Here is a 24,377-nt window from a genome sequence, read left to right on the forward strand (position 1 = left end):
GCCGGTACGGCTTGATAAAAGCAGCAAAACCCAAGAGAAAATGGAGAAACCAATGCGCTTTACGACTCGTCTGCTGACTACTGCTGTCATCGCTTCCGCCTTTGCCGCTCCGGCCATGGCCGAAGGTACCCTGGACAAGATCAAGAGCTCCGGCGTGATCGTGCTCGGTCACCGTGATGCCTCGATCCCGTTCTCCTACCTGGCGAACGACCCGACCAAGCCGATCGGCTACTCGCACGACCTGCAGCTGAAGGTGGTCGAAGCCGTGAAGAAACAGCTGAAGATGCCTAACCTGCAGGTGCGCTACAACCTGGTGACCTCGCAGACCCGCATCCCGCTGGTACAGAACGGCACCGTGGATCTGGAGTGCGGCTCCACCACCAACAACCTGGAGCGCCAGAAACAGGTGGCCTTCTCCGTTGGCATCTTCGAGATCGGCACCCGCCTGCTGACCGCCAAGACTTCCGGCATCAAGGACTTCCCGGACCTGAAGGGCAAGAACGTGGTGACCACCGCCGGTACCACTTCCGAGCGCCTGCTGAAGGCGATGAACGCCGAGAAGCAGATGGGCATGAACATCATCTCCGCCAAGGATCACGGCGAATCGTTCCTGATGCTGGAGTCGGGTCGTGCCGTCGCCTTCATGATGGACGATGCGCTGCTGTACGGCGAAATGGCCAAGGCCAAGAACCCGGGCAACTGGGTGGTGACCGGCAAGCCGCAGTCCTTCGAAATCTACGGCTGCATGATGCGCAAGGAAGATCCGGCCTTCAAGAAAGTGGTCGATGACGCGCTCAAGGCTACCTTCAAGTCCGGCGAAGTGAACAAGATCTACAGCAAGTGGTTCATGGCACCGGTACCGCCAAAAGGCCTGAATCTGAACTTCCCGATGTCCGACGAATTCAAGTCGCTGGTGGCCAAGCCGACAGACAAGTCTGCCGAGGAAATGTAAGCAGCTTGTCGGTAATGACGGAGCGGGTTTTCTGACACAAGCGTGAAACGAGACCGGGACCGGGTGGCAACACCCGGCAACCCGCTCCCGGAGGGGCGCTGCTGGCGCCCCTTTTCTTTTGGAGACGTCTATGAATTACAACTGGGACTGGAACATCTTCTTCAAGTCCACAGGCATCGGCAGCGAAATCTATCTCGACTGGTTCGTCTCCGGTCTGGGCTGGACCATTGCCGTGGCGCTCGTCGCCTGGATCATCGCCCTGCTGCTGGGGTCGGTGCTGGGCGTGATGCGCACCCTGCCGGGCAAGGCGCTGCCGGCGATTGCCACCGGCTACGTCGAGCTGTTCCGCAATGTGCCGCTGCTGGTACAGCTGTTCATGTGGTATTTCGTGGTGCCGGACTATCTGCCGGAGCCGCTGCAGACCTGGTTCAAGCAGGACCTGAACCCGGCGACCTCGGCCTATGTCTCGGTGGTGGTGTGTCTGGCGCTGTTTACCGCGGCGCGGGTGTGCGAGCAGGTGCGTACCGGCATCCAGGCGCTGCCCAAGGGCCAGAGCGCTGCCGCATTGGCCGTCGGTTTCAGCATCGGGCAGACCTATCGCCACGTGCTGCTGCCGCAGGCGTTCCGCATCATCATCCCGCCGCTCACCAGCGAGTTCCTCAACATCTTCAAGAACTCCTCGGTGGCGTCGCTGATCGGCCTGATGGAACTGCTGGCGCAGACCAAGCAGACCGCGGAATTCAGCGCCAACATCTTTGAGGCGTTTACCCTGGCCACGGTGATCTACTTCGTGCTCAACATGAGCCTGATGGCGCTGATGAACCTGGTCGAGAAGAAAGTACGCATTCCCGGCATGATGGGAGGGGCCAAATAATGGATTTCAGCCAGATTATCCCGTCGTTGCCCAGCCTGTGGGACGGCATGAAGCTGACGCTGCAGCTGCTGGTGCTGGCGGTCGCGGGCGGCATCGCCCTCGGTACCGTGCTGGCACTGGCGCGCATGTCCAGCAACGCCATGCTGTCCGGTTTGGCCAAGGCCTACGTCAACTACTTCCGCTCCATCCCGCTGCTGCTGGTGATCACCTGGTTCTACCTGGCGGTGCCGATGATTCTGAACTGGATCACCGGCGAGTTCGTCGCCGTCGGCGCGTTCACCTCCTGCCTGGTGGCGTTCGTGATGTTCGAGGCCGCCTACTACTGCGAGATCGTGCGGGCCGGTATCCAGTCGATCTCCAAGGGACAGATCAACGCCGCCTACGCCGTGGGCATGACCTACAGCCAGGCGATGCGCCTGATCATTCTGCCGCAGGCGTTCCGCAAGATGACCCCACTGCTGCTGCAGCAGACCATCATCCTGTTCCAGGACACCTCGCTGGTGTATGCGGTCGGCCTGATCGACTTCCTCAATGCCGCGCGCGCGCGCGGCGACATCATGGGGCAATCGCACGAGTTCCTGATTTTTGCCGGTGCGGTGTACTTTGTTATCAGTTTCGGCGCGTCCTCTCTGGTGAAGCGTCTGCAAAAGAGGTTGGCAGTATGAGCATGATCGAGATCAAGAACGTCAGCAAATGGTACGGTGACTTCCAGGTACTCACCGATTGCACAACCAACGTCAAGAAAGGCGAAGTGGTGGTGGTGTGCGGCCCGTCCGGTTCCGGCAAGTCCACACTGATCAAGACCGTCAACGCGCTGGAGCCGTTCCAGAAGGGCGAGATCTTCGTCGACGGCGTGTCGGTCGGCGACCCGAAAACCGACCTGCCCAAGCTGCGCGCCCGCATCGGCATGGTGTTCCAGAACTTCGAGCTGTTCCCGCACCTGTCGATCACCGAGAACCTGACCATCGCGCAACAGCGCGTGCTCGGCCGCAACCGGGACGAGGCAATGCAGAAGGGCATGCACTATCTCGACCGCGTTGGCCTGAAGGCACACGCAGGCAAGTTCCCCGGCCAGTTGTCCGGCGGCCAGCAGCAGCGCGTGGCGATCGCCCGTGCGCTGGCGATGGACCCGATCGCGATGCTGTTCGATGAACCGACGTCGGCGCTGGATCCGGAAATGGTCAACGAGGTGCTGGACGTGATGGTGGAACTGGCGCACGAAGGCATGACCATGATGTGTGTGACCCACGAGATGGGTTTCGCGCGCAAGGTGGCCAACCGCGTGATCTTCATGGACCGCGGTGCCATCGTCGAGGACTGCGAGAAGGAGGAATTCTTCGGCAATATCGACGCCCGCTCCGAGCGCGCGCGCCAGTTCCTGTCCAAGATCCTGCAGCACTGAGTGCACGGTTGGCCGCAGGCTTTGCGGCCAACGTTTCACATGGAACGCCACCCTTGCGGTGGCGTTTTTTGCACCCGCGCCCGCGGGTGTGGTTTTTTCCCCCGTCAGGCTTGCGCTTGATCATGCCTGACATATGCCGGTCATGATCGCGGTTTTGTTTGACGATGGCATCCGCTAATATCGCCGACATGCACACCACCATCTATCTTGGCCGCCAACCGATTGTCGATGTCCAGCAGCAGCGCGTCGCCTACGAGCTGCTGTTCCGCTCCGGACCGGAAAACCGCGCGCAGTTCCTCGATGACGTCAGCGCCACCGCCTCGGTGATCCGCCACACCTTCATCGATCTGGGCATGTCGCGGGTGCTGGAAGGCTGCCCCGGCTTCATCAACGTCAATGAACGGCTGCTGAAAAGCCCGATGCTGGACCTGCTGCCGCCGGAGAGCATCATCATCGAGATCCTGGAAAGCGTACCGCTGGACGACTCGGTGCGCGCGCGCTGCCGCGAGCTGCGGGCGCGCGGCTACCGGCTGGCGCTGGACGACGTCAGCGACATCACCCCGGAAATCCAGGCGATGCTGCCGCTGGTGGCCTACCTGAAGATCGACCTGCAGCAGGTGTCGCTGGCACGGCTGCCGGCGCTACTGCAGCGGCTGCAGGGCTATCGCGGCCAGCTGCTGGCGGAAAAGGTGGACAGCTACGAGCAGTTCGAACGCTGCCGCGAGCTGGGCATCCGCCTGTTCCAGGGCTACTTCTTCGCCAAGCCGACCGTCATGCAGCAGCAGCGTGCCCATCCGCACCGCGCGCTGATGTTGCGCCTGCTGGGGCTGGTGATGCAGGACGCCGAGCTGCTGGCGCTGGAGGAGGCGTTCAAGGGGGCGCCGGACATGGTGGTCAGCCTGCTGAAGCTGGTCAACGCGGCGGAAAACTACGGCCGCCCGGTGCGCTCCATCCGCGAGGCGCTGACCATGCTCGGCTCCTCACGGCTGAAGCGCTGGGCGCTGGTCATCCTGTTCGCCGCCGATTGTCGCCCAGGCAGCGGCCCCAGCCCGCTGCTGGAGATGGCGGCGGTGCGCGGCCGCATGATGGAGCTGCTGGCGCCGCCGGCCGAGCGCGACGAGGCGTTCATGACCGGCATCCTGTCGCTGGCCGACAGCCTGCTGGGCATGAGCATGCAGTCGCTGGTGGCATCGCTGGCGCTGCGCGACAAGGTGCTGCAGGCGCTGCTGTACCGGCAGGGCATGCTCGGCGAGCTCTTGGCGCAGACCGAGCTGGCCGAATGCCGCGAGACGGCGACGCCACTGCCGACGCTGGCGGCGGACAGTTTCAACCAGGTGCAGCTGGAAGCGCTGGAGTGGGTGCGCAAGATGTGGCAGGACGACGTTCCCGCCTGAGCGGCGGGGCACGGCAAGGTTGGCCGCAAGCCGTTGCGGCCAACCTTTTGTTTACACGATGTCGAGGTGGTCGATCCCGCTCAGCGGATCGCTGTGCTTGCTCTCCTCGCCGTAGAGCTTGATCTTCAGGCGCAGGTCGTTGACCGAGTCTGCGTTGCGCAGCGCGTCCTCGAAGCTGATCTGGCCGCCTTCGTACAGCTCGAACAGCGCCTGGTCGAAGGTCTGCATCCCGGTCTCGCGCGAGCGGCCCATCACCTCCTTGATGCCGGACACCTCGCCCTTGAAAATCAGGTCGGCGATCAGCGGGCTGTTGAGCAGGACTTCCACCGCCGCCACACGGCCCTTGACCTGCTTCAGCGGAATCAGCCGCTGCGATACGATGGCGCGCATGTTCAGCGACAGGTCCATCAGCACCTGCTGGTGACGCTCCTCCGGGAAGAAGTTGAGGATGCGGTCCAGCGCCTGGTTGGCGTTGTTGGCGTGCAGCGTGGCCAGGCACAGGTGGCCGGTTTCGGCAAACTGCAGGCCGTACATCATCGATTCGCGGTCGCGGATCTCGCCCATCAGGATCACGTCCGGCGCCTGGCGCAGTGTGTTCTTCAGTGCCACCTCCCAGCTCTCGGTGTCCACGCCGATCTCGCGCTGGGTGATGATGCTCTTCTTGTGCTGGTGCACGTACTCGATCGGGTCTTCCAGGGTGATGATGTGGTCGGCCGCATTGCTGTTGCGCCAGTCCACCAGCGCCGCCAGCGAGGTGGACTTGCCGGAGCCGGTGCCACCGACGAAGATCACCAGCCCGCGCTTGATCATCGCCACGTCCTGCAGCACCACCGGCATGTTCAGCTGCTCCAGCGTCGGGATCTCGGTGTTGATCTTGCGCAGCACCATGCCGGCCTTGCCCTGCTGCATGTAGGCGCTGACACGGAAGCGGCCGATGCCGGGCGGGCTGATGGCGAAGTTGGCCTCGGAGCTGGATTCGAACTCCTCCATCTGGCGGTCGTTCATCACCGAGCGCACCAGCTCCTTGCAGTGCTGCCCGGTCAGCGCCTGCGGCGCCACCGGCGTGATCTTGCCGTCGATCTTCATCGCCGGCGGAAAGTCGGAGGTGATGAAGATGTCGGAGGCGTTCTTGCTGGCCGCGTGCTTGAGCAGATCGTGGATGAATCGTGATGCCTGGTCTTTTTCCATACGCTACTACCTCGTTTAGAACGCGTCCTTGTTGGACGCCTTTTGCCGGGCGTCCTGGACCGACACCACATTGCGCCGCACCAGTTCCTGCAGGCACATGTCCATGGTCTGCATGCCGTACTGCTGGCCGGTCTGGATCATCGAGTTGATCTGCGCGATCTTGTTTTCGCGGATCAGGTTGCGGATCGCCGGGGTGCCGATCATGATTTCATGGGCGGCGACGCGGCCGCTCTCGTCCTTGGTCTTCAGCAGCGTCTGCGAGATCACCGCGCGCAGGCTTTCCGACAGCATCGCGCGCACCATTTCCTTTTCGCCGGCCGGGAACACGTCGACGATACGGTCGACGGTCTTGGCAGCGCCGCTGGTGTGCAGGGTGCCGAACACCAGGTGGCCGGTTTCGGCCGCAGTCAGCGCCAGGCGGATGGTTTCCAGGTCACGCATCTCGCCGACCAGGATCACGTCCGGGTCCTCGCGCAGCGCGCTCTTCAGCGCGTTGGCGAAGCTCTGCGTCTGGGCGCCGAGCTCGCGCTGGTTGATCAGGGCCTTCTTGCTTTCGTGCACGAATTCGATCGGGTCTTCCACCGTCAGGATGTGCGAATACTGGTTCTCGTTGATGTAGTCGACCATCGCCGCCAGCGTGGTGGACTTGCCGGAGCCGGTCGGGCCGGTGACCAGCACGATGCCGCGCGGCAGGTCGGAGATTTCGCGGAAGATCTTCGGCGCGTTGAGATCCTCCAGCGACAGCACCTTGGACGGAATCACGCGGAACACCGCGGCGATGCCGCGGTTCTGCAGAAACACGTTGACGCGAAAGCGGGCGATGCCCGGCAGCTCGAAGGAGAAGTCGCACTCGAAGGACTCTTCGAAGGCCTTGCGCTGGTGGTCGTTCATGATGTCGTACACCATGTCGTGCACGTCGTGGTGCGCCATCGGCGGCAGGTTGATGCGGCGGATGTCGCCGTGTACCCGTATGATCGGAGGCAAGCCGGACGACAGGTGCAGGTCCGATGCCTTGTTTTTGACCGTAAAGGCCAGAAGTTCGGAAATTTCCATATAATTTCTCCGCGTCCGCAACAATGCCGGGTTCATCGAATCGGTGCGGACGATTGTAACGCCGCCGGGTGTCGCTGCCCACTGAGGCCACGGCCACCGGCGGGAGAGAAAGCGAGCAGACGATGACAGATATCAGCAGCGCCCTGCAGCGGGTGCAGGCGGCGATCGGCAGTGCGGCACAGGCCGCCGGTCGCGACGCCGGCAGCGTGACCCTGCTGGCGGTGAGCAAGACCTTCCCGGCTGCGGCGGTGCGCGAAGCCTACGCCGCCGGCCAGCGCCGCTTCGGCGAGAACTACGTGCAGGAGCTGCAGGCCAAGGCCGCCGAGTTGCAGGACCTGGCGGTGGAGTGGCATTTCATCGGCCCGCTGCAGTCGAACAAGACGCGGCCGGTGGCGGAGCTGGCACACTGGGTGCATTCGGTGGAACGGCTGAAGATCGCCGAACGACTGTCGGCGCAGCGCCCGGCGACCCTGCCGCCGCTGAATGTCTGCATCCAGGTCAACGTCTCCGGCGAGGACAGCAAGAGCGGCTGCGCGCCGGACGAGGTGCTGCCGCTGGCGCAGGCCATCGCCGCCCTGCCCGGCCTGTGCCTGCGCGGGCTGATGTGCATTCCGGAGCCGACGCAGGATGCGGCAACGTTGGCCGCACGCTTCGGCGTGCTGGCCACGCTGCAGCAGCAGCTGGCGGCGGCCGGCATCGCCACCGACACGCTGTCGATGGGCATGTCCGGCGACATGGCGGCGGCGATCGCCGCCGGCAGCACCATGGTGCGCGTCGGCACCGCGATCTTCGGCGCGCGCCACTACGGCTAACCGTCCAATCAGGCTTCGCCAGCGGGCGAAGCAACAAGAACCAGGGGAAAACCATGCGTATCACGTTCATCGGTGGCGGCAATATGGCCTCCGCCATCATTTCCGGACTCTGCAAGCAGCCCGGCCAGCAGATCAGCGTGGTGGAGCTGCACGAAGACAAGCGCGCCAGCCTGCAGACCGAGTTCGGTGTCACCGCGCTGGCGACCCTGCCGGAGCGTTTTGCCGCCGACGAGGTGGTGGTGCTGGCGGTCAAGCCGCAGGCGCTGCAGGCGGTGTGCCAGCAACTGGCACCGCGCCTGCACGGCGCGCTGGTGGTGTCGATTGCTGCCGGGGTGCGGCTGGAGGCGCTGGGCCGCTGGCTGGGCAGCTCGCGCATCGTGCGGGTGATGCCCAACACTCCGGCCATGGTCGGCAAGGGTGTGTCCGGGCTGTACGCCGCCGCCGATGTCGGCGAGGCGGATCGCAGTACCGCGGAACGCATCATGCAGGCGGTCGGCATCACCAGCTGGCTGGAGACCGAGGGCGGCATCGACGACATCACCAGCGTCTCCGGCAGCGGCCCGGCCTACGTGTTCTACTTTATCGAGAGCATGATCGAGGGCGCCTGCCAGGTCGGCTTCAGCGAGCAGGAAGCGCGGGCGCTGGTGCTGGGCACCTTCGAGGGCGCGGTGGAGCTGGCCAAGCAAAGCCCGCTGCCGGTGGCAACCTTGCGCACCAACGTGATGTCCAAGGGCGGGACCACCGAGCGCGCCATCGCCCGTTTCGAGGCCGAGGGCGTCAAGGCGGCGATCATCGCCGGGGCGCTGGATTGCCGCGCCCGCTCGGTGGAGCTGGGTGACCTGTTGAGCAAGGACGGCGAATGATGCTGCTGGAAACGCTGCAATTCCTGATCAAGACCATCAGCGAACTGTTCGTGCTGGTGTTGCTGATGCGCTTCTACCTGCAGGTGGCACGGGCGCCGTTCAAGCACCCGCTGACCCAGTTCGTGATCGCGGTCAGCAATTTTGCGGTGTTGCCCTTGCGGCGCTGGATTCCGGCGTGGCGCAGTTATGACACCGCCACCATGGTGCTGGCGTGGGCGGTATCGCTGTTGGCGCTGGTCTGCATCCTGCTGCTCAACCCGCTGCCCTACGACCTGCTGCATCCGCAGAGCTGGCTGGCGCTGACGCTGCTGGCTGTGCTCGACGTGTTCCGCCTGTCGCTGTACCTGTTGATGGGCGCGGTATTCGTGCTGGCCATTCTCAGCTGGGTCAATCCCTACAACGGCCTGCGTCCGGTGCTGGAGGCGCTGACCCGCCCCTACCTGCGCCCGTTCCAGCGCGCGGTGATCGGCGGCGTCGACCTGTCGCCGCTGGTGCTGTTGCTGGTGATCCAGGTGATCCTGATGTTGCCGGTCCGGATGCTGGAAATGTCTTTCTTGATGCAACTCAAGATGGCAGTATGAGCATTCGGTTATCAAGTGGAGTCGCCCTGCCTGGCGACGGAGCCAGGGCAGGGGTTTGATCCTGTGGAGAACGTTGCATGAAGAAAATGCTATTGGCCGCTGTGGCCCTGGGCGTGCTGGCCACCCCCGCTTTTGCCAACCTGCAGCTGGCACAGAAATACGCCTGTGTTGCCTGTCACTCGGTCGACAAGAAGATCGTCGGCCCGGCCTACAAGGATGTCGCCAAGAAGTACGCCGGCGACAAGAGTGCCGAAGCCAAACTGGTGGCCAAGGTCAAGGCCGGTGGTTCCGGCGTGTGGGGGCCGATCCCGATGCCGGCTCATCCGCAGGTCAGCGATGCCGATCTGAAAACGCTGGTGAAGTGGGTCTTGAGCCAGAAGTAATCACGTTTTATGCAACATGAAAGCGCCGTCAGGCGCTTTTGTCGTACCGGCGCGGGGCCGATCAGTCGCCGCGCCGTTTTTCGTGTTTCTTGCCAATGTCTTAACTCCGACCTTAATTGGCCTGCCCTCTTGAGTTCACCCCCGTTCGGCACTATATACACAAGATAAAAGACAGTTGTGCTGGAAATGGCGTACGGATTGTGTTGCACTTTCCTTATGCCGTCGGTAATCTTCCACGCCTGTTGCCACAACTTTATAGCTGGAAGCATCAAACTATGGCCAAGCTGACTGAACAAGACATCATCAACTGGTCCGGCGATGACTACATGAACGCCGACCATCTTGAGTTCTTCAAGGAGCGCTTGTTGAACATGCAACAAGAGCTGTTGAGCAACGCCAGTGCCACGGCTAGCCACCTGCAGGAGCAGGAAGCCACGCCCGATCCGGCGGATCGTGCCACACTGGAAGAAGAGTACGCGCTGGAGCTGCGCACCCGCGACCGCGAGCGCAAGCTGCTGCAGAAGATCCAGTCCACCCTGCGTTTGATCGAAGACGGCAGCTACGGCTATTGCGAAGACACCGGCGAGCCCATCGGCCTCAAGCGTCTGCTGGCCCGTCCGACGGCATCGCTGTCGGTGGAAGCGCAGGAGCGTCGAGAACGCATGAAGCGCCAGTACGCCGACTGAACCCAAGGTTGGCCGCATTGCCCGACAAAAGCACCCTCTTGGGTGCTTTTTGTTTTTATTGGCATCTGTTTTGGAATGATATTCCAATGGTGCCGTTTTCAGGCCTTGGGCTTGGCAGCTCATGCCGCGGCGGCCAGGGCGGACGTGGCCAAAAAAATCGCCGGTCATGATGCGGTTTGGGGCTTGGCATGACTGGGTGAAGCGGGTAATGTTGCTATGCAAACAAAAGAAACCAAGGACACAGCAATGCACCGCCAGACCGACGACGTCAGAATCCGCGACATCAAAGAACTGCTCCCGCCGATTGCTCACCTGTACGAGCTGCCGATCAACGAATCCGCTGCCGAGCTGATCTTCAACGCCCGTCGTGACATTGCCCGTCTGCTGCGTGCCGAGGACGACCGCCTGCTGGTGGTGATCGGCCCCTGTTCCATCCACGATCCGGCCGCGGCCGAAGAATACGCGCGCCGGCTGCTGCCGCTGCGCCAGAAGTACGCTGGCGAGCTGCAGATCGTGATGCGCGTCTACTTCGAAAAACCGCGTACCACCGTCGGCTGGAAAGGCCTGATCAACGATCCGCACCTGGACGAGTCCTACGACATCAACACCGGCCTGCGCCTGGCGCGCCGCCTGCTGCTGAACCTGAACAGTATGGGCATGCCGGCCGCCACCGAATTCCTGGACATGATCACGCCGCAGTACCTGGCCGACCTGATCAGCTGGGGTGCGATCGGCGCGCGTACCACCGAATCGCAGGTGCACCGCGAACTGGCCTCCGGCCTGTCCTGCCCGGTCGGTTTCAAGAACGGCACCGACGGCAACCTGAAGATCGCGGTGGACGCCATCCGCTCCGCCAGCGTGTCGCACCACTTCCTGTCCGTGACCAAGACCGGCCACTCCGCCATCGTCGAGACCGGCGGCAACCCGGACTGCCACGTGATCCTGCGCGGCGGCAAGGAGCCAAACTACGAGGCCCGCTATGTGCAGGCCGCCGCCGCCGAGCTGGCCGCCGTCGGCCTGCCGCAGAAGCTGATGGTGGACTTCAGTCACGCCAACAGTCGCAAGGACTACCGTCGCCAGATGGAAGTGTGCGAGGACGTCGCCGCGCAACTGGCGGCCGGCGACCAGCACATCTTCGGCGTGATGGTGGAAAGCCACCTGGTGGAGGGTCGTCAGGATCTGAAACCGGGCTGCGAGCTGACCTACGGCCAGAGCATCACCGACGCCTGCATCGGTTGGGACAATACCGAGGCGCTGCTGCAGACGCTGGCCGACGCGGTCCAGGCGCGCCGCGCCAAGGTCGGTGTGCCGTCCGGCAAGTAAGCCTGCCGTCGACGAAAAAGCCCGGAGCGTGCTCCGGGCTTTTTTCATGCAGGCGCTGGCCGCGCTTCAGTCCTTGCCGTCCAGGATGTTGCCGAGCCCGCCCAGCAGCGAACCCTGCTCGCTGCTGCCGCCGCCGGCCTTGGGGCTGGCGGCGACGATACGGTCGGCCAGCCGCGACAGCGGCAGCGACTGCAGCCACACGCGGCCGGGACCGGTCAGCTTGGCGAAGAATAGGCCTTCGCCACCGAACAGCGCCGACTTCAGCTTGCCGACGTACTCGATGTCGAAATCCACCGTCGGCTGGTAGGCCACCACGCAGCCGGTATCGACGCGCAGCACCTCGCCCGGCTGCAGCTGGCGGCTGGTCAGCGTGCCGCCGGCGTGCAGGAACACGTAACCGTCGCCGTCCAGCTTCTGCATGATGAAGCCCTCGCCGCCGAACAGGCCGGTGCCGATCTTCTTCTGGAACGCGAGGCTGAGGCTGACGCCCTTGGCGGCGGCGAGAAAGCTGTCCTTCTGCGCGTACAGCGTGCCGCCCAGCTCCAGGAGGTGCACCGGCACGATCTTGCCGGGATAGCTGGCGGCAAAGGCGACGCGGCGCTTGCGCTGGCCCTGGTTGAGGTAGACGGTGGTGAACAGCGATTCGCCGGTGATCAGCCGCTTGCCGGCGCCGAGCAGCTTGCCCATCAGCCCGCTCTGCGCCGCCGAGCCGTCGCCGAAGATGGTGTCCATGCTGACATCGTCTTCCATGTAGTACAGCGCACCGGCCTCGCCGACCGCGGCCTCGCCGGGGTCCAGCTCCACTTCGACGTACTGCATGTCGTCGCCGAAGATCTGGTAGTCGATCACGTCCATTGCCATCTTGCTCTCCTTGGGCACCGTTGCCGGCATGCATTCATGCTAGCGGCTGCGGATGCCCAATGCAAAGCCGGACGAGAGGCGCGGTGTCAGGGCTGCTCGCGGTCCTGTGCCGGCGGGGGCGCGTCGGTTGGCGGCTGCTTCGGCGGGCGCAGCAGCATGATCCACAGGTGGAACACGATACCGGCCAGCGGTACCAGGCCGAGAATGATCACGAAGACCCATTCGAGGGGGGAGAAAAGTTCGCTCATCGGCATAGTGTACGCAGCGCGGCGGCGCCGGCCAAGTGGCGGCGGCCGGCTATAAAGTGGCAAACCAAATACATCTTCAAATACAATGGCGGGATGATGACATCTCTTGCCTTGTTGCCGGCCGGACTGCGCCGGCGTCTGGAACGCTGGTGGCCGGAGCCGCTGGTGATCGGCCGGCGCGAACAGCTGCTGGTGGCCGCTGCCGCCCTGTTTGCCATCGCGCTGACCGGCCTGTTCACTGCGCTGACCCTAGGATCGGCGCCGCTGCTGGTGGCGTCGATGGGCGCGGCGGCGGTATTGCTGTACGCCTTGCCCAGCAGCCCGCTGGCGCAGCCGTGGCCGCTGCTGGGTGGCCACCTGGTGTCGGCCACCATCGGTGTGCTGTGCGCGCACTACGTGGCGCAGCCGGCGCTGGCGGCCGGCCTCGCGGTGGGACTGGCCATCTTCGCCATGATTGCGCTGCGTTGCCTGCACCCGCCGGGCGGCGCCATCGCGCTGAACGCGGTGGTCGGCGGCCCGGCGGTGCAGGCGATGGGCTTCGGCTTTGTCGGCCTGGTGTTGTGCAATACGCTGCTGATGCTGGCCCTGGCGTGGCTGCTCAACAACTACCTGCTGCGCCGTCCCTACCCGCGCGTGCTGCCGCCGCCCAATCGCCACCTGATCCGCGATCCGGCGCCGCTGGCGCGGCTGGGCATCCGCGAGGAGGACATGGAAGCGGCACTGTCCGGCTTCAACCACCTGCTCGACATCAGCCGCAGCGACCTGGAACAGGTGATGACGCTGGCGGAGATGCACGCCTACCGCCGCCGGCTGGGCGACATCCGCTGCCGCGACATCATGTCGCGCGACGTGATCAGCCTGCGTCCGGACACCGCGCTGCAGGAGGCGTGGCGGCTGCTGCGCCGGCACAAGGTGCGGGCGTTGCCGGTGGTCACCGACGCCGGCCAGGTGCTGGGCATGGTGTCGCTGGTGGACTTTCTCAAGCGGCTGGACGGCTCGCCGCAGGGGCTGCGTGAACGGCTGGCGCGCCTGCTCGGCGGCCGCGCCGGCGACAGCCGGGTGGCGGCGATCATGAGCAGCACCCTGATCAGCGTGCGCGAGGACCTGCATCTGGTGGAGCTGGTGCCGCTGTTCGCCGAGCGCGGCCTGCACCATGTGCCGGTGCTGGCGGTCGACGGCACGCTGGCCGGCGTGATCAGCCAGTCGGACCTGATCGCCGCGCTGTTCCGCGACCGGCTGCATGCCGGTTGATGCGGCCAACGTTGGCCGCACGCCACCAACAAAAACGCCACTCCGGAGAGTGGCGTTTTGCATGGTCAGGCCGTGCTTACTTCACGATCTGCGCCAGCTGGCCTTTCAGGTACAGGTTGGCCATGGTGTCGAGGCTGACCGGCTTGATCTTGCTGGCCATGCCGGCGGCGCCGAAGGCTTCGTAGCGGGCGATCACGATGTCGCGCATCGCCGCGGTGCTGGCGGCCAGGTATTTGCGCGGGTCGAATTCCTTCGGGTTCTGCACCAGGAAGCGGCGGATGGCGCCGGTGGAGGCCAGGCGCAGGTCGGTGTCGATGTTCACCTTGCGCACGCCGTGCTTGATGCCTTCCACGATCTCTTCCACCGGCACGCCGTAGGTCTCGCCCAGCTCGCCGCCGAATTCGTTGATGATCTGCAGCCATTCCTGCGGCACGCTGGAGGAGCCGTGCATCACCAGGTGGGTGTTGGGGATGCGGGCGTGGATTTCCTTGATGCGGTCGATGCGCAGCACGTCGCCGGTGGGCTTCTTGCTGAACTTGTAGGCGCCGTGGCTGGTGCCGATGGCGATGGCCAGCGCGTCCACGCCGGTGTCCTTGACGAACTGGGCGGCTTCTTCCGGGTCGGTCAGCAGCTGGCTGTGGTCCAGTACGCCTTCGGCGCCGACGCCGTCTTCCTCGCCGGCCATGCCGGTTTCCAGGCTACCCAGGCAGCCGATCTCGCCTTCCACCGACACGCCGCAGGCGTGGGAGAAGTTCACCACGGTGCGGGTCACGTCCACGTTGTAGGCGTAGTCGGCCGGGGTCTTGCCGTCGCTCTTCAGCGAGCCGTCCATCATCACCGAGCTGAAGCCCAGCTGGATCGAGCGTTGGCATACGTCCGGGCTGGTGCCGTGGTCCTGGTGCATCACCACCGGGATGTGCGGGAATTCTTCCACTGCCGCCAGGATCAGGTGGCGCAGGAACGGTGCACCGGCGTATTTGCGCGCGCCGGCCGAGGCCTGCACGATCACCGGGGCGTCCACCTTGTCGGCGGCTTCCATGATGGCGCGCATCTGTTCCAGGTTGTTCACGTTGAAGGCCGGCAGGCCGTAGCTGAATTCTGCTGCGTGGTCCAGCAGCTGACGCATCGAAACGAGTGCCATGGGGTGAGTCTCCAGTAGTTGTATGCTTGTCGCGCCCGCCGTGGCCGGCGCGGAAAAAGGTTGGCCGCAGGGATCAGGCGCGGCTGACGGTGCTCAGCGCGACGCCGGCCGCCATGAACGAGCCGCCGGCGAAGCGGTTCATCAGGCGCTGGCGCAGCGGGCTGGTGATCCAGTGCTTGAGCTTGGCGCCGCCGAAGGCGTACACCACCTGCCAGCTGCTCTCGATCACGTAGAAGGTGCCGGCCAGCACAGCCAGCTGTGGCATCTGCGGCGCATCGGCGCGCATGAACTGCGGGAACAGCGCGGCAAAGAACACGAAGGCCTTCGGGTTGCTCATCGCCACCAGGAAGCCGGTGCGGAAACGCTGCCAGTTGCTGACGGCGGCCGCGCTTTCGTCGTCTTCGCTGCCCATGCGCTCGCTCACCGGCGCGCGCCAGGCCTGGTAGCCCAGCCACACCAGGTAGGCGGCGCCGGCGTACTTGACGAAGGAGAACAGCTGCTCCGAGGCGGCCAGCAGCGCGCCCAGGCCGGCGGCGGAGCCGCCCATGATCAGCCCCAGCGCCAGCAGCAGGCCGGCCATGGTCGGCAGCGCACCGCGCAGGCCGAAGCGGATGCCGTGGCTCATCGCCAGCAGCATGTTGGGACCGGGGGTCGCCGACACGAAAAACACGGTGACGACGAAGATCAGCCAGGTATCGAAGGCCATGGGCGCTGCTCCTTGCTTCTGTAATAGGGGTGTTGCCGAGTCTAGGCGTGATGCCTGTACCCGGCAAGTTACAGCATCGTTACTGCGGCCAACGTTGGCCGCAGTAACGACCTGCTGCGCTTCGCGCGATACCGCGTTGAATTCGACTTGGTGATGCGCATTGACGCTATGTCAACTCCGCTTCCTCAGCCGTTTTCGCCTTGTCTCGCGCGAGCTCGCGAGGTCGTTAGCCGGTTTTCAGGCGCGCTCGCCGAGGATCGCGACCGCCGGCAGTTGCTTGCCTTCCAGGAATTCCAGGAAGGCGCCGCCGCCGGTGGAGATGTAGCTGATCTGCTCGGTCAGGCCGTACTTGGCGATCGCCGCCAGGGTGTCGCCACCGCCGGCGATGGAGAACGCCGCCGATTTGGCGATGGCCTCGCCCAGCGCCTGGGTGCCGTGGCTGAACTGCTCGATCTCGAACACGCCGACCGGACCGTTCCACACCACGGTGCCGGCCTTGGCGACGATGTCGGCCAGAACCTTGGCCGAGTCCGGACCGATGTCCAGGATCATGTCGTCGGCGCCGACCTCGGCCACGTTCTTCAGCGTGGCGGTCGCGGTGTCGGAGAACTCGGTGGCGCAGACCACGTCGTCCGGCAGCGGCACGTCGCCGCCGCGGGCGCGGATCTTGGCGATCACGCGGCGGGCGTCGTCCACCAGATCGGCCTCGGCCAGCGATTTGCCGATGGTTTTGCCTTCGGCCAGCAGGAAGGTGTTGGCGATGCCGCCACCGACGATCAGCTGGTCCACCTTGTCGGCCAGCGCTTCCAGGATGGTCAGCTTGGTCGAGACCTTGGAGCCGGCGACGATGGCCACCAGCGGGCGGGCCGGTGCCAACAGCGCCTTGCCCAGCGCGTCCAGCTCGGCAGCCAGCAGGATGCCGGCGCAGGCCACCGGGGCGAACTGCGCCACGGCGTGGGTGGACGCTTCGGCGCGGTGCGCAGTGCCGAAGGCGTCGTTAACGAAGATGTCGCACAGGCCGGCGTAGGCGCGGCCCAGTGCTTCGTTGTTCTTTTTCTCGCCCTTGTTCAGGCGCACGTTTTCCAGCATCACCACGTCACCGGCGGCCAGCGGCAGGCCGGCTTGCCAGTTGTCGGACACGGTCACGGCCTGGCCCAAGAGCTCGGACAGGCGCGCAGCGACCGGCGCCAGGCTGTCTTCCGGCTTCGGCTCGCCTTCGGTCGGGCGGCCCAGGTGGGTCATCAGGATCACGCTGGCGCCGGCCTTCAGGCAGTGTTCGATGGACGGCAGGCTGGCGCGGATGCGGGTGTCGTCGCCGATCACGCCGTTTTTCAGCGGCACGTTCATGTCCACGCGGATCAGCACGCGCTTGCCGGCCAGCGGGAGGTCAGTCAGTTTCTTGAATTGCAATTTCATCTCCTCGGCTAGGTAGGGTGGGCGGTTCGGCCCACCATCGTCCGGAATGCGACGATCTGCCCGCAGGCAGATCGTCGCATTACCGTTCAAACAACGGTGTGGGCCGGACGTGTCCGGCCCACCCTACCAGGCATGCGGCCAACCTTGCGGCCGGCGGCATGGTCTGGCTTTATTTTGCTGCAAACATCGCGCGCGCGGTCTTCAGCATCTGCTGGCAGAAGCCCCACTCGTTGTCGTACCAGGCCAGCACCTTCACCATGTTGCCGCCGGTGACCTTGGTCAGGGTGGCGTCGAAGATGGAGCCTTCGGTGCTGTGGTTGAAGTCGCTGGAAACCAGCGGCAGGGTGTTGTAGCCCAGCGTGCCCTTCATGCTGCCTTCGGACGCGGCCTTGACGATCTCGTTGATCTCGTCCTTGGTGGTGTCGCGGGAAGCGGTGAAGGTCAGGTCAACCAGCGATACGTTGATGGTCGGCACGCGTACCGAGAAACCGTCCAGACGACCCTTCAGCTCCGGCAGTACTAGGCCGACGGCCTTGGCGGCGCCAGTCTTGGTCGGGATCAGGTTGTCGGTGGCGGAACGGGCGCGGCGCAGGTCCTTGTGACGCACGTCGGTCAGCACCTGGTCGTTGGTGAAGGCGTGAATGGTGGTCATCAGGCCCTTCTTGATGCCGATAGCGTCGTTCAGCGCCTTGGCCACCGGGGCCAGGCAGTTGGTGGTGCAGGACGCGTTGGACACCACGGTCATGTCGGCAGTCAGGATGTCGTGGTTCACGCCGTACACGATGGTCGCGTCAACGTCGTCGCCGCCCGGAGCGGAGATCAGCACCTTCTTGGCGCCGGCGTTGATGTGCGCCTGGCACTTTTCCTTGGTAGTGAACGAGCCGGTGCACTCCAGCACCAGGTCCACCTGCAGCTTGTCCCACGGCAGTTCGGCCGGGTTGCGGGTGGAGAAGAACGGGATCACGTCGCCGTTGACGATCAGGTTGTGCTCGTCGTGGCTCACCTCGGCGTCGAAACGGCCGTGCACGGTGTCGAACTTGGTCAGGTGCGCGTTGGTAGCCAGATCGCCGGAGGCGTTCACGGCCACGATCTCGAATTCGTTACGCAGCTTGTACTCGTAGATGGAGCGCAGCGCCTGGCGGCCGATACGGCCGTAGCCGTTGATCGCGATGCGGATGGTCATAATTTTCTCTCCCAAGAAAAATGTCTTTAAAAGCGGAAGGTGCCCGTGTCTGCCGGCTTGGGCCGGTCTGGTGGCACTGATAATGGTGCGGCCGCCCCGTGCGGGGCGGCCTGAGTGTTATGCGCGGAGCACGCCCTTGGTCTTGGCGACCACGTTGTCCACGGTGAAGCCGAATTCCTTGAACAGCACGCCGGCCGGGGCGGATTCGCCGAAGTGGTCGATGCCGACCACGTCGCCTTCCAGACCCACGTACTTGCGCCAGATGTCGGTCACGCCGGCCTCGATGGCCACGCGCGGCACGCCTGCCGGCAGTACGCTGGCCTGGTAGGCCTTGTCCTGCTTGTCGAAGGCATTGGTGCACGGCATGGACACCACGCGTACCGCGATGCCTTCGGCTGCCAGCGCTTCCTGCGCCTTCAGCGCCAGCTCCACTTCCGAGCCGGTGGCGATCAGTACGGCCTGAGGGTTGGCCGCATCGCGCAGCACGTAGCCGCCCTTCTTCACGCCATCGATCTGCGCGGCGTCACGGGTGACGAACGGCAGGTTCTGGCGGCTGAAGATCAGGCACGACGGGTGGTCCTTGGCGGACAGCGCGTCGGCCCACGCCACCATCGATTCCACGGTGTCGCACGGACGCCATACCGCCATGTTCGGGATCAGGCGCAGGGTGGCGATCTGCTCGACCGGCTGGTGGGTCGGGCCGTCTTCGCCCAGGCCGATGGAGTCGTGGGTGAACACGAACACCGGGTTGATCTTCATCAGCGCGGCCATGCGCAGCGCGTTGCGTGCGTATTCGCTGAACATCAGGAAGGTGGCGCCGAACGGCTTCACGCCACCGTGCAGGGCCAGGCCGTTCATGATGGCGGCCATGCCGAACTCGCGCACGCCGTAGTGGATGTAGTTACCGCCGGCTTCGGCGGTCACGGCTACGGAACCCGGCCAGTTGGTCAGGTTGGACGGGGTCAGGTCGGCGGAGCCGCCCACCAGTTCCGGCAGCACCTCAGCCAGCGCGGCGATGGCGTTTTGCGACGCCTTGCGGGTGGCGATGGTCTCGCCCTTGTCGTTGGCGGCGGCGATCTTGGCGGCCACATGCGCGTCCCAGCCGGCCGGCAGCTCGCCTGCCATGCGGCGGGTGAACTCGGCAGCCAGTTCCGGATGCGCGGCGGCGTAGTCGGCAAACAGCTGGTTCCAGCCGGCTTCCAGTTCGCTACCCTTGGCGCGGTAGTTCCACGCGTCGTAGATGTCCTGCGGGATCACGAACGGCTCGTACGCCCACTTCAGGTTGGCGCGCGCGGCGGTGATCTCGGCGCTGCCCAGCGGCGAGCCGTGCACGTCGTGGCCGCCTTCCTTGTTCGGTGCGCCCTTGCCGATCACGGTCTTGCAGCAGATCAGGGTTGGCCGCGCGGTTTCCTTCTTCGCGGTGGCGATGGCGATCTGCAGCTCTTCGGCGTCGTGGCCGTCGACGTGGCGGATCACCTGCCAGCCGTAGGCTTCGAAGCGGGCCGGGGTGTCGTCGGTGAACCAGCCTTCGACGTCGCCGTCGATGGAGATGCCGTTGTCGTCGTAGAAGGCGATCAGCTTGCCCAGGCCCCAGGTGCCGGCCAGCGCGCAGGCTTCGTGGCTGATGCCTTCCATCATGCAGCCGTCACCCAGGAAGGTGTAGGTGTGATGGTCGACGATCGGGAAGCCGTCGCGGTTGAATTCGGCGGCGAGGATCTTCTCGGCCAGCGCCATGCCCACCGCGTTGCTGATGCCCTGGCCCAGCGGGCCGGTGGTGGTTTCCACGCCCGGTGCGTAGCCGTACTCCGGGTGACCCGGGGTCTTGCTGTGCAGCTGGCGGAAGTTCTTGAGATCGTCGATCGAAAGGTCGTAGCCCGAGAGATGCAGCAGGCTGTAGAGGAGCATGGAGCCGTGCCCGTTGGAGAGCACGAAGCGGTCGCGGTTGGACCAGTCTGGATTGGCAGGGCTATGCTTCAGGTGATCGCGCCACAAGACTTCGGCGATATCCGCCATGCCCATCGGGGCGCCGGGGTGACCGGATTTGGCTTTTTCCACCGCGTCCATCGACAGGAAACGCACGGCATTGGCAAGCTCGGTTCGGGAGACCATTCGGGAAGAACCTCAATTTGTAGGGAACCGGAACAACAGTGACGCCACCGCTTTTGCCGATGGGGTAACCGTTGCGAAATCATGGAATTATCGCTGAATTCGGCCTTTTCAGGCAAGGTTGGCCGCAGGCTGCGGCGCGGCAAATGACGTGATTTCCGGCAGAAAGAGGCTGCCAGCAGGTATAACCATGCCAATGGTGAGCCGTTTGCCGGCACTTATGCCGCCACTGTGCCGTGGCGGGCGACCACAACATCAACAACAGGGGAGCTGTCAGTCGTGGAGTCTCTATCCATTCCGGTGCCGCAGAAGGTGCCGTTTCGCCAGGGTGCCGCCTGGGTCCAGCATGCTTTTTTCCTGGTGCGCGAACAGCCGCTGACCTGGCTGCTGTACGCCGCGATGTACGGCATGATCCAGCTTACCGTGGCGGCGCTGCCGGTGGTCGGGCAGTTCCTGAGCATGGTGCTGGTGCCGGTATTCGCCGGCGGCTTCGTGCTGGCCGCCGCCAAGGCGATGCGCGGCGAACAGCTGCGCCCGCTGGACCTGTTCCTGATGCTGAAGCCGTACTGGCAGCGGCTGGTGATGCTGGGCATCGCCTACTTCGGCCTGCTGGTCGTGCTGCTGATGATGATGGCGGTGCTGCTGTTGCTGCTGTTCGGCGACACGCTGCAGACCGGGCATGCGTTCGAACGTTCGCCGGTGCTGATGATACTGATGATGGTGCTGATGGGCGGCAGCCTGTTCGTCGCGTCGCTGAGCTACTGGTTCGCGCCGGTGGAAATCGTGCTACGTGGCGGCGAGCCGTTGCCGGCGATGCGCTACAGCGCGCGCGCCGGCATGGCGAACTGGGGCGCGATGTTGTACTGCGGCCTGATCCTGGCGGTGCTGTTTGGGCTGGCGCTGCTGCCCTTCGGCCTTGGCCTGCTGCTGTGGCTGCCGGTGATGTTCGTCACCGTGTTCATGTCCTGGCACGACGTCTGCGGCGACGGCATGCCGCGCCACCGCTAGCGCGCCGCGGCAACTGCGGCCAACCTTGCGTTCGCCGCCGTGCTGTTTCAGGCGTCGTGACGGCGCATGTCCAGGTGCAGGATGCCGTCGTCGTCGTAGGGCTCGGACTGCACCACGAAGCCGAACTCCTCGTAGAAGTGCTGCAGCGAGGCCTGCGCCGACAGCATGATGGCGCACCCCGGATACCGCTGCCCGCAGTGGCGGATCGCCTGCTGCAGCAGCTGCCGCCCCAGCCCGCCGCCGCGGCGATCGGGGGCGACCACCACCCGGCCGATGGCCACCGCGTCCGGATACTTGACGCCCGGCGCCAGCAGCCGGGCGTAGGCCACCAGCCGCTCGCTGCCGTCGCGGCCGCTGAGGTGCCAGCCGTGCTGGTCCAGACCGTCCAGGTCGCCGTAGATCGACCGCTGCTCCACTACGAACACCTGATCGCGCAGCTGCAGCGCCTCGTACAGCTGCTGCACGCCGAAGTCCCCGAAACCGTGGCAGTGCCACTTCACTTGACTTGCCATAGTACAATTTGCCCCATTGCCAGTTTTGTGACCCTCACCATAGCACGATGTGCTGACTGCACGCCGTACGGACCCTTATGAATCACGACGATCTGTTTGCCGGCACGCTGCCCGACGCCAGCGTGCCCCCTGCCCCGCCCGCGCCGCCGGCGGCCGATCTGGTCGACGACGACGGCCAGCTGGCGCTCGACCTGTACGCCGAGCGTGCCTATCTCGAATACGCGATGAGCGTGGTCAAGGGCCGCGCGCTGCCGGAGGTGGCCGACGGCCAGAAGCCGGTGCAGCGCCGCATCCTGTACGCGATGCGCGACATGGGCCTGGTGCACGGCGCCAAGCCGGTGAAATCGGCGCGCGTGGTCGGCGAAATCCTGGGTAAATACCACCCGCACGGCGACAGCTCGGCCTACGAGGCGCTGGTGCGCATGGCGCAGGACTTCACCCTGCGCTACCCGCTGATCGATGGCCAGGGCAACTTCGGCTCGCGCGACGGCGACGGCGCCGCGGCGATGCGTTACACCGAGGCGCGCCTCACCCCGATCGCCGAGCTGCTGCTGTCCGAGATCGACATGGGCACCGTGGACTTCGTGCCCAACTACGACGGCGCCTTCGAGGAGCCGGCGCTGCTGCCGGCGCGCCTGCCGATGATGCTGCTCAACGGCGCCTCCGGCATCGCGGTGGGCATGGCCACCGAGATTCCGCCGCACAACCTGAAGGAAGTGGCCTCCGCCGCGCTGGCGCTGCTGGCCGATCCGGACATGAGCACCGCCGAGCTGGTGGCCCACGTGCCGGGCCCGGACTTCCCCGGCGGCGGCCAGATCATCACCCCGCACGAGGACATCCTCGCCGCCTACGAGGTTGGCCGCGGCAGCGTGCGCGTGCGCGCCAAGTGGGAAGTGGAAAAACTGGCGCGCGGCCAGTGGCGCGTGATCGTGTCCGAGCTGCCGCCCGGCTCCAGCGCACAGAAGGTGCTGGCCGAGATCGAGGAGGCCACCAACCCGAAGCTGAAATCCGGCAAGAAGGCGCTGACCCAGGAACAGCAAAACCTGAAGAGCCTGATGCTGTCGCTGCTCGACCGCGTGCGCGACGAGTCCGACAGCGAGCAGCCGGTGCGGCTGGTGTTCGAGCCGAAATCCAGCCGCCAGGATCCGGACGAGTTCATCAACATCCTGCTGGCGCAGACCAGCCTGGAAGGCAACGCCTCGATGAACCTGGTGATGATCGGCCTGGACGGCCGTCCGGCGCAGAAGGGGCTGAAAGCCATCCTCGCCGAGTGGCTGTCCTTCCGCCAGCACACCATCACCCGCCGCCTGAACTACCGCCTGGGCCAGGTCGACAAGCGCATCCACATCCTCGAAGGGCGCATGATCGCCTTCATCCATATCGATGAAGTGATCCGCGTGATCCGCGAATCGGACGAGCCGAAGCCGGACCTGATCAAGGCCTTCGGCCTGTCCGAGGCGCAGGCCGAGGACATCCTGGAGATCCGCCTGCGCCAGCTGGCGCGGCTGGAAGGCTTCAAGCTGGAGAAGGAACTGGCCGATTTGCGCAAGGAACGCGACAACCTGCGTCACCTGCTGTCCAGCGAGGCTGCGCTGCGCGGGCTGATGGCCGAGGAAATCCGCAGCGATGCGGTGAAATACGGCGACGCGCGCCGCAGCGAGATCAAGGTCGCCGAGCGCGCGGTGCTGACGCAGACCACCGCCGACGAGCCGGTGACGGTGATCCTGTCGCAGAAGGGCTGGATCCGCGCCCGCGTCGGCCACAACGTCGATCTGTCGGCGCTCACCTTCAAGGACGGCGACGGCCTGCACACGGTGGTGGAGACGCGCACCGTGTGGTCGCTGATCGTGCTCGACAGCCGCGGCCGCGCCTACACCATCGACCCCGCCGACGTGCCGACCGGGCGCGGTGACGGTGTGCCGGTGGCGTCCCTGGTCGAGCTGCAGGACGGCGCCAAGCCGGCGCAGCTGTTGTCGGCGCCAGACGCCACCCGCTACGTGGTGGCCGGCAGCGGCGGCTACGGCTTCATCGCCAAGCTCGGCGACATGAGCGGCCGCGTGAAGGCCGGCAAGGCCTTCCTGACGCTGGACGCGGGCGAGACGGTGCTCGCGCCGGTGCGCATTGCGGCCAACCTTGACGGCCTGCGCCTGGTGGCCGCCAGCGACGGCGGCCGCGCGCTGGCCTTCCCGGCCGGCGAGCTGAAGGAGCTGGCCAAGGGCCGCGGCCTGATGCTGATGTCGCTGGCCGCGGGCGAGGCGCTGACCGCCATCGGCCTGGTGGCCGGCGACAAGGCACTGCTGTCCACGGTGTCGGTACGCGGCAAGGCGGGTGACGAGAAGCTGGCGCTGGCCGAGTTCGACGGCAAGCGCGGCGCCAAGGGCAAGCTGATGCCGAAGAAGTGGACGGTCGGCGCCATCCGCCAGCCGGACTGACA

Annotated in this window: 24 protein-coding genes; 14 read left to right on the plus strand and 10 right to left on the minus strand. The window is 65.2% G+C overall.

Annotated elements, in window-relative coordinates:
• Positions 1-52: 52 nt before the first annotated feature.
• From PQU96_RS03090 to PQU96_RS03110, 5 genes are all read left to right on the plus strand, one after another.
• Complete coding sequence (locus tag PQU96_RS03090) at positions 53-952, plus strand: glutamate/aspartate ABC transporter substrate-binding protein (protein ID WP_272770793.1); 900 nt, start codon at positions 53-55, stop codon at positions 950-952.
• 130 nt (positions 953-1,082) lie between these two features.
• The gene (locus PQU96_RS03095) at positions 1,083-1,826 is read left to right on the plus strand and encodes an amino acid ABC transporter permease (protein WP_272770794.1); all 744 of its coding nucleotides are present in this window, start codon (positions 1,083-1,085) and stop codon (positions 1,824-1,826) included.
• Entirely contained in the window at positions 1,826-2,491 is a 666-nt protein-coding gene (locus PQU96_RS03100; protein WP_308446620.1) for an amino acid ABC transporter permease, read from the plus strand. Before PQU96_RS03095 ends, PQU96_RS03100 begins: the two co-directional genes overlap by 1 nt.
• Positions 2,492-2,493: 2 nt before the next feature.
• Entirely contained in the window at positions 2,494-3,228 is a 735-nt protein-coding gene (locus PQU96_RS03105) for an amino acid ABC transporter ATP-binding protein (RefSeq protein WP_272771108.1), read from the plus strand.
• Between the two features lie 164 nt (positions 3,229-3,392).
• Positions 3,393-4,622: an EAL and HDOD domain-containing protein gene (locus PQU96_RS03110; RefSeq protein WP_272770795.1), complete on the plus strand. Its 1,230-nt coding sequence runs from the start codon at positions 3,393-3,395 to the stop codon at positions 4,620-4,622.
• Between the two features lie 51 nt (positions 4,623-4,673).
• Here the strand turns inward: PQU96_RS03110 and PQU96_RS03115 are convergent, their stop codons facing one another.
• Both PQU96_RS03115 and PQU96_RS03120 read right to left on the minus strand, forming a co-directional pair.
• Positions 4,674-5,810, minus strand: a complete 1,137-nt coding sequence (locus PQU96_RS03115; protein WP_272770796.1) for a PilT/PilU family type 4a pilus ATPase — start codon at positions 5,808-5,810, stop codon at positions 4,674-4,676.
• A gap of 15 nt (positions 5,811-5,825) precedes the next feature.
• Positions 5,826-6,863 (minus strand): type IV pilus twitching motility protein PilT, encoded by a 1,038-nt coding sequence (locus PQU96_RS03120; RefSeq protein WP_272770797.1) that lies wholly within the window; start codon positions 6,861-6,863, stop codon positions 5,826-5,828.
• Between the two features lie 122 nt (positions 6,864-6,985).
• Here PQU96_RS03120 and PQU96_RS03125 point away from each other — a divergent pair, with 122 nt between their 5' ends.
• From PQU96_RS03125 to aroG, 6 genes are all read left to right on the plus strand, one after another.
• On the plus strand, positions 6,986-7,675 hold the full coding sequence (locus PQU96_RS03125) for a YggS family pyridoxal phosphate-dependent enzyme (protein WP_272770798.1): 690 nt from the start codon (positions 6,986-6,988) through the stop codon (positions 7,673-7,675).
• Positions 7,676-7,728: 53 nt separating this feature from the next.
• Complete coding sequence (gene proC, locus PQU96_RS03130) at positions 7,729-8,538, plus strand: pyrroline-5-carboxylate reductase (RefSeq protein WP_272770799.1); 810 nt, start codon at positions 7,729-7,731, stop codon at positions 8,536-8,538.
• Positions 8,535-9,119: a YggT family protein gene (locus PQU96_RS03135; RefSeq protein WP_272770800.1), complete on the plus strand. Its 585-nt coding sequence runs from the start codon at positions 8,535-8,537 to the stop codon at positions 9,117-9,119. Before proC ends, PQU96_RS03135 begins: the two co-directional genes overlap by 4 nt.
• A gap of 77 nt (positions 9,120-9,196) precedes the next feature.
• Complete coding sequence (locus PQU96_RS03140; RefSeq protein ID WP_272770801.1) at positions 9,197-9,502, plus strand: c-type cytochrome; 306 nt, start codon at positions 9,197-9,199, stop codon at positions 9,500-9,502.
• A 275-nt stretch (positions 9,503-9,777) separates the two neighbouring features.
• Positions 9,778-10,188, plus strand: a complete 411-nt coding sequence (gene dksA / locus PQU96_RS03145; protein ID WP_047967729.1) for an RNA polymerase-binding protein DksA — start codon at positions 9,778-9,780, stop codon at positions 10,186-10,188.
• A gap of 246 nt (positions 10,189-10,434) precedes the next feature.
• Positions 10,435-11,511 (plus strand): 3-deoxy-7-phosphoheptulonate synthase AroG, encoded by a 1,077-nt coding sequence (gene aroG / locus PQU96_RS03150; RefSeq protein ID WP_272770802.1) that lies wholly within the window; start codon positions 10,435-10,437, stop codon positions 11,509-11,511.
• 66 nt (positions 11,512-11,577) lie between these two features.
• Here the strand turns inward: aroG and PQU96_RS03155 are convergent, their stop codons facing one another.
• Both PQU96_RS03155 and PQU96_RS03160 read right to left on the minus strand, forming a co-directional pair.
• Positions 11,578-12,372 (minus strand): TIGR00266 family protein, encoded by a 795-nt coding sequence (locus PQU96_RS03155; protein ID WP_272770803.1) that lies wholly within the window; start codon positions 12,370-12,372, stop codon positions 11,578-11,580.
• Between the two features lie 86 nt (positions 12,373-12,458).
• Positions 12,459-12,620, minus strand: coding sequence for a hypothetical protein (locus tag PQU96_RS03160; RefSeq protein ID WP_272770804.1), 162 nt, complete (start codon positions 12,618-12,620; stop codon positions 12,459-12,461).
• Between the two features lie 93 nt (positions 12,621-12,713).
• On the opposite strand from PQU96_RS03160, the gene PQU96_RS03165 reads away from it, so the two are divergent.
• Complete coding sequence (locus PQU96_RS03165; protein WP_272770805.1) at positions 12,714-13,871, plus strand: HPP family protein; 1,158 nt, start codon at positions 12,714-12,716, stop codon at positions 13,869-13,871.
• Between the two features lie 76 nt (positions 13,872-13,947).
• On the opposite strand, the gene fba is transcribed toward PQU96_RS03165, so the two are convergent.
• The 5 genes from fba to tkt form a co-directional block, all read right to left on the minus strand.
• Entirely contained in the window at positions 13,948-15,012 is a 1,065-nt protein-coding gene (fba, locus tag PQU96_RS03170) for a class II fructose-bisphosphate aldolase (protein ID WP_272770806.1), read from the minus strand.
• A gap of 73 nt (positions 15,013-15,085) precedes the next feature.
• Entirely contained in the window at positions 15,086-15,718 is a 633-nt protein-coding gene (locus PQU96_RS03175; RefSeq protein ID WP_272770807.1) for a LysE family translocator, read from the minus strand.
• A gap of 237 nt (positions 15,719-15,955) precedes the next feature.
• On the minus strand, positions 15,956-17,128 hold the full coding sequence (locus PQU96_RS03180; protein ID WP_272771109.1) for a phosphoglycerate kinase: 1,173 nt from the start codon (positions 17,126-17,128) through the stop codon (positions 15,956-15,958).
• Positions 17,129-17,303: 175 nt separating this feature from the next.
• Positions 17,304-18,317: a type I glyceraldehyde-3-phosphate dehydrogenase gene (gene gap, locus PQU96_RS03185; RefSeq protein WP_272770808.1), complete on the minus strand. Its 1,014-nt coding sequence runs from the start codon at positions 18,315-18,317 to the stop codon at positions 17,304-17,306.
• Between the two features lie 117 nt (positions 18,318-18,434).
• Complete coding sequence (gene tkt, locus PQU96_RS03190; RefSeq protein WP_272770809.1) at positions 18,435-20,426, minus strand: transketolase; 1,992 nt, start codon at positions 20,424-20,426, stop codon at positions 18,435-18,437.
• Positions 20,427-20,702: 276 nt separating this feature from the next.
• On the opposite strand from tkt, the gene PQU96_RS03195 reads away from it, so the two are divergent.
• A complete protein-coding gene (locus PQU96_RS03195) occupies positions 20,703-21,431 on the plus strand; it encodes a BPSS1780 family membrane protein (protein WP_272770810.1) in 729 nt (242 codons plus the stop codon).
• Positions 21,432-21,478: 47 nt separating this feature from the next.
• On the opposite strand, the gene PQU96_RS03200 is transcribed toward PQU96_RS03195, so the two are convergent.
• Positions 21,479-21,943 carry a GNAT family N-acetyltransferase gene (locus tag PQU96_RS03200; protein ID WP_272770811.1) on the minus strand — a complete coding sequence of 155 codons (465 nt, stop codon included), beginning with the start codon at positions 21,941-21,943 and terminating at the stop codon, positions 21,479-21,481.
• Between the two features lie 77 nt (positions 21,944-22,020).
• On the opposite strand from PQU96_RS03200, the gene parC reads away from it, so the two are divergent.
• Positions 22,021-24,375 (plus strand): DNA topoisomerase IV subunit A, encoded by a 2,355-nt coding sequence (parC, locus tag PQU96_RS03205; RefSeq protein WP_272770812.1) that lies wholly within the window; start codon positions 22,021-22,023, stop codon positions 24,373-24,375.
• Positions 24,376-24,377 lie beyond the last annotated feature (2 nt).

The sequence above is a fragment of the Vogesella margarita genome (assembly GCF_028548475.1).
In the GTDB taxonomy this organism is placed as follows: domain Bacteria; phylum Pseudomonadota; class Gammaproteobacteria; order Burkholderiales; family Chromobacteriaceae; genus Vogesella; species Vogesella margarita.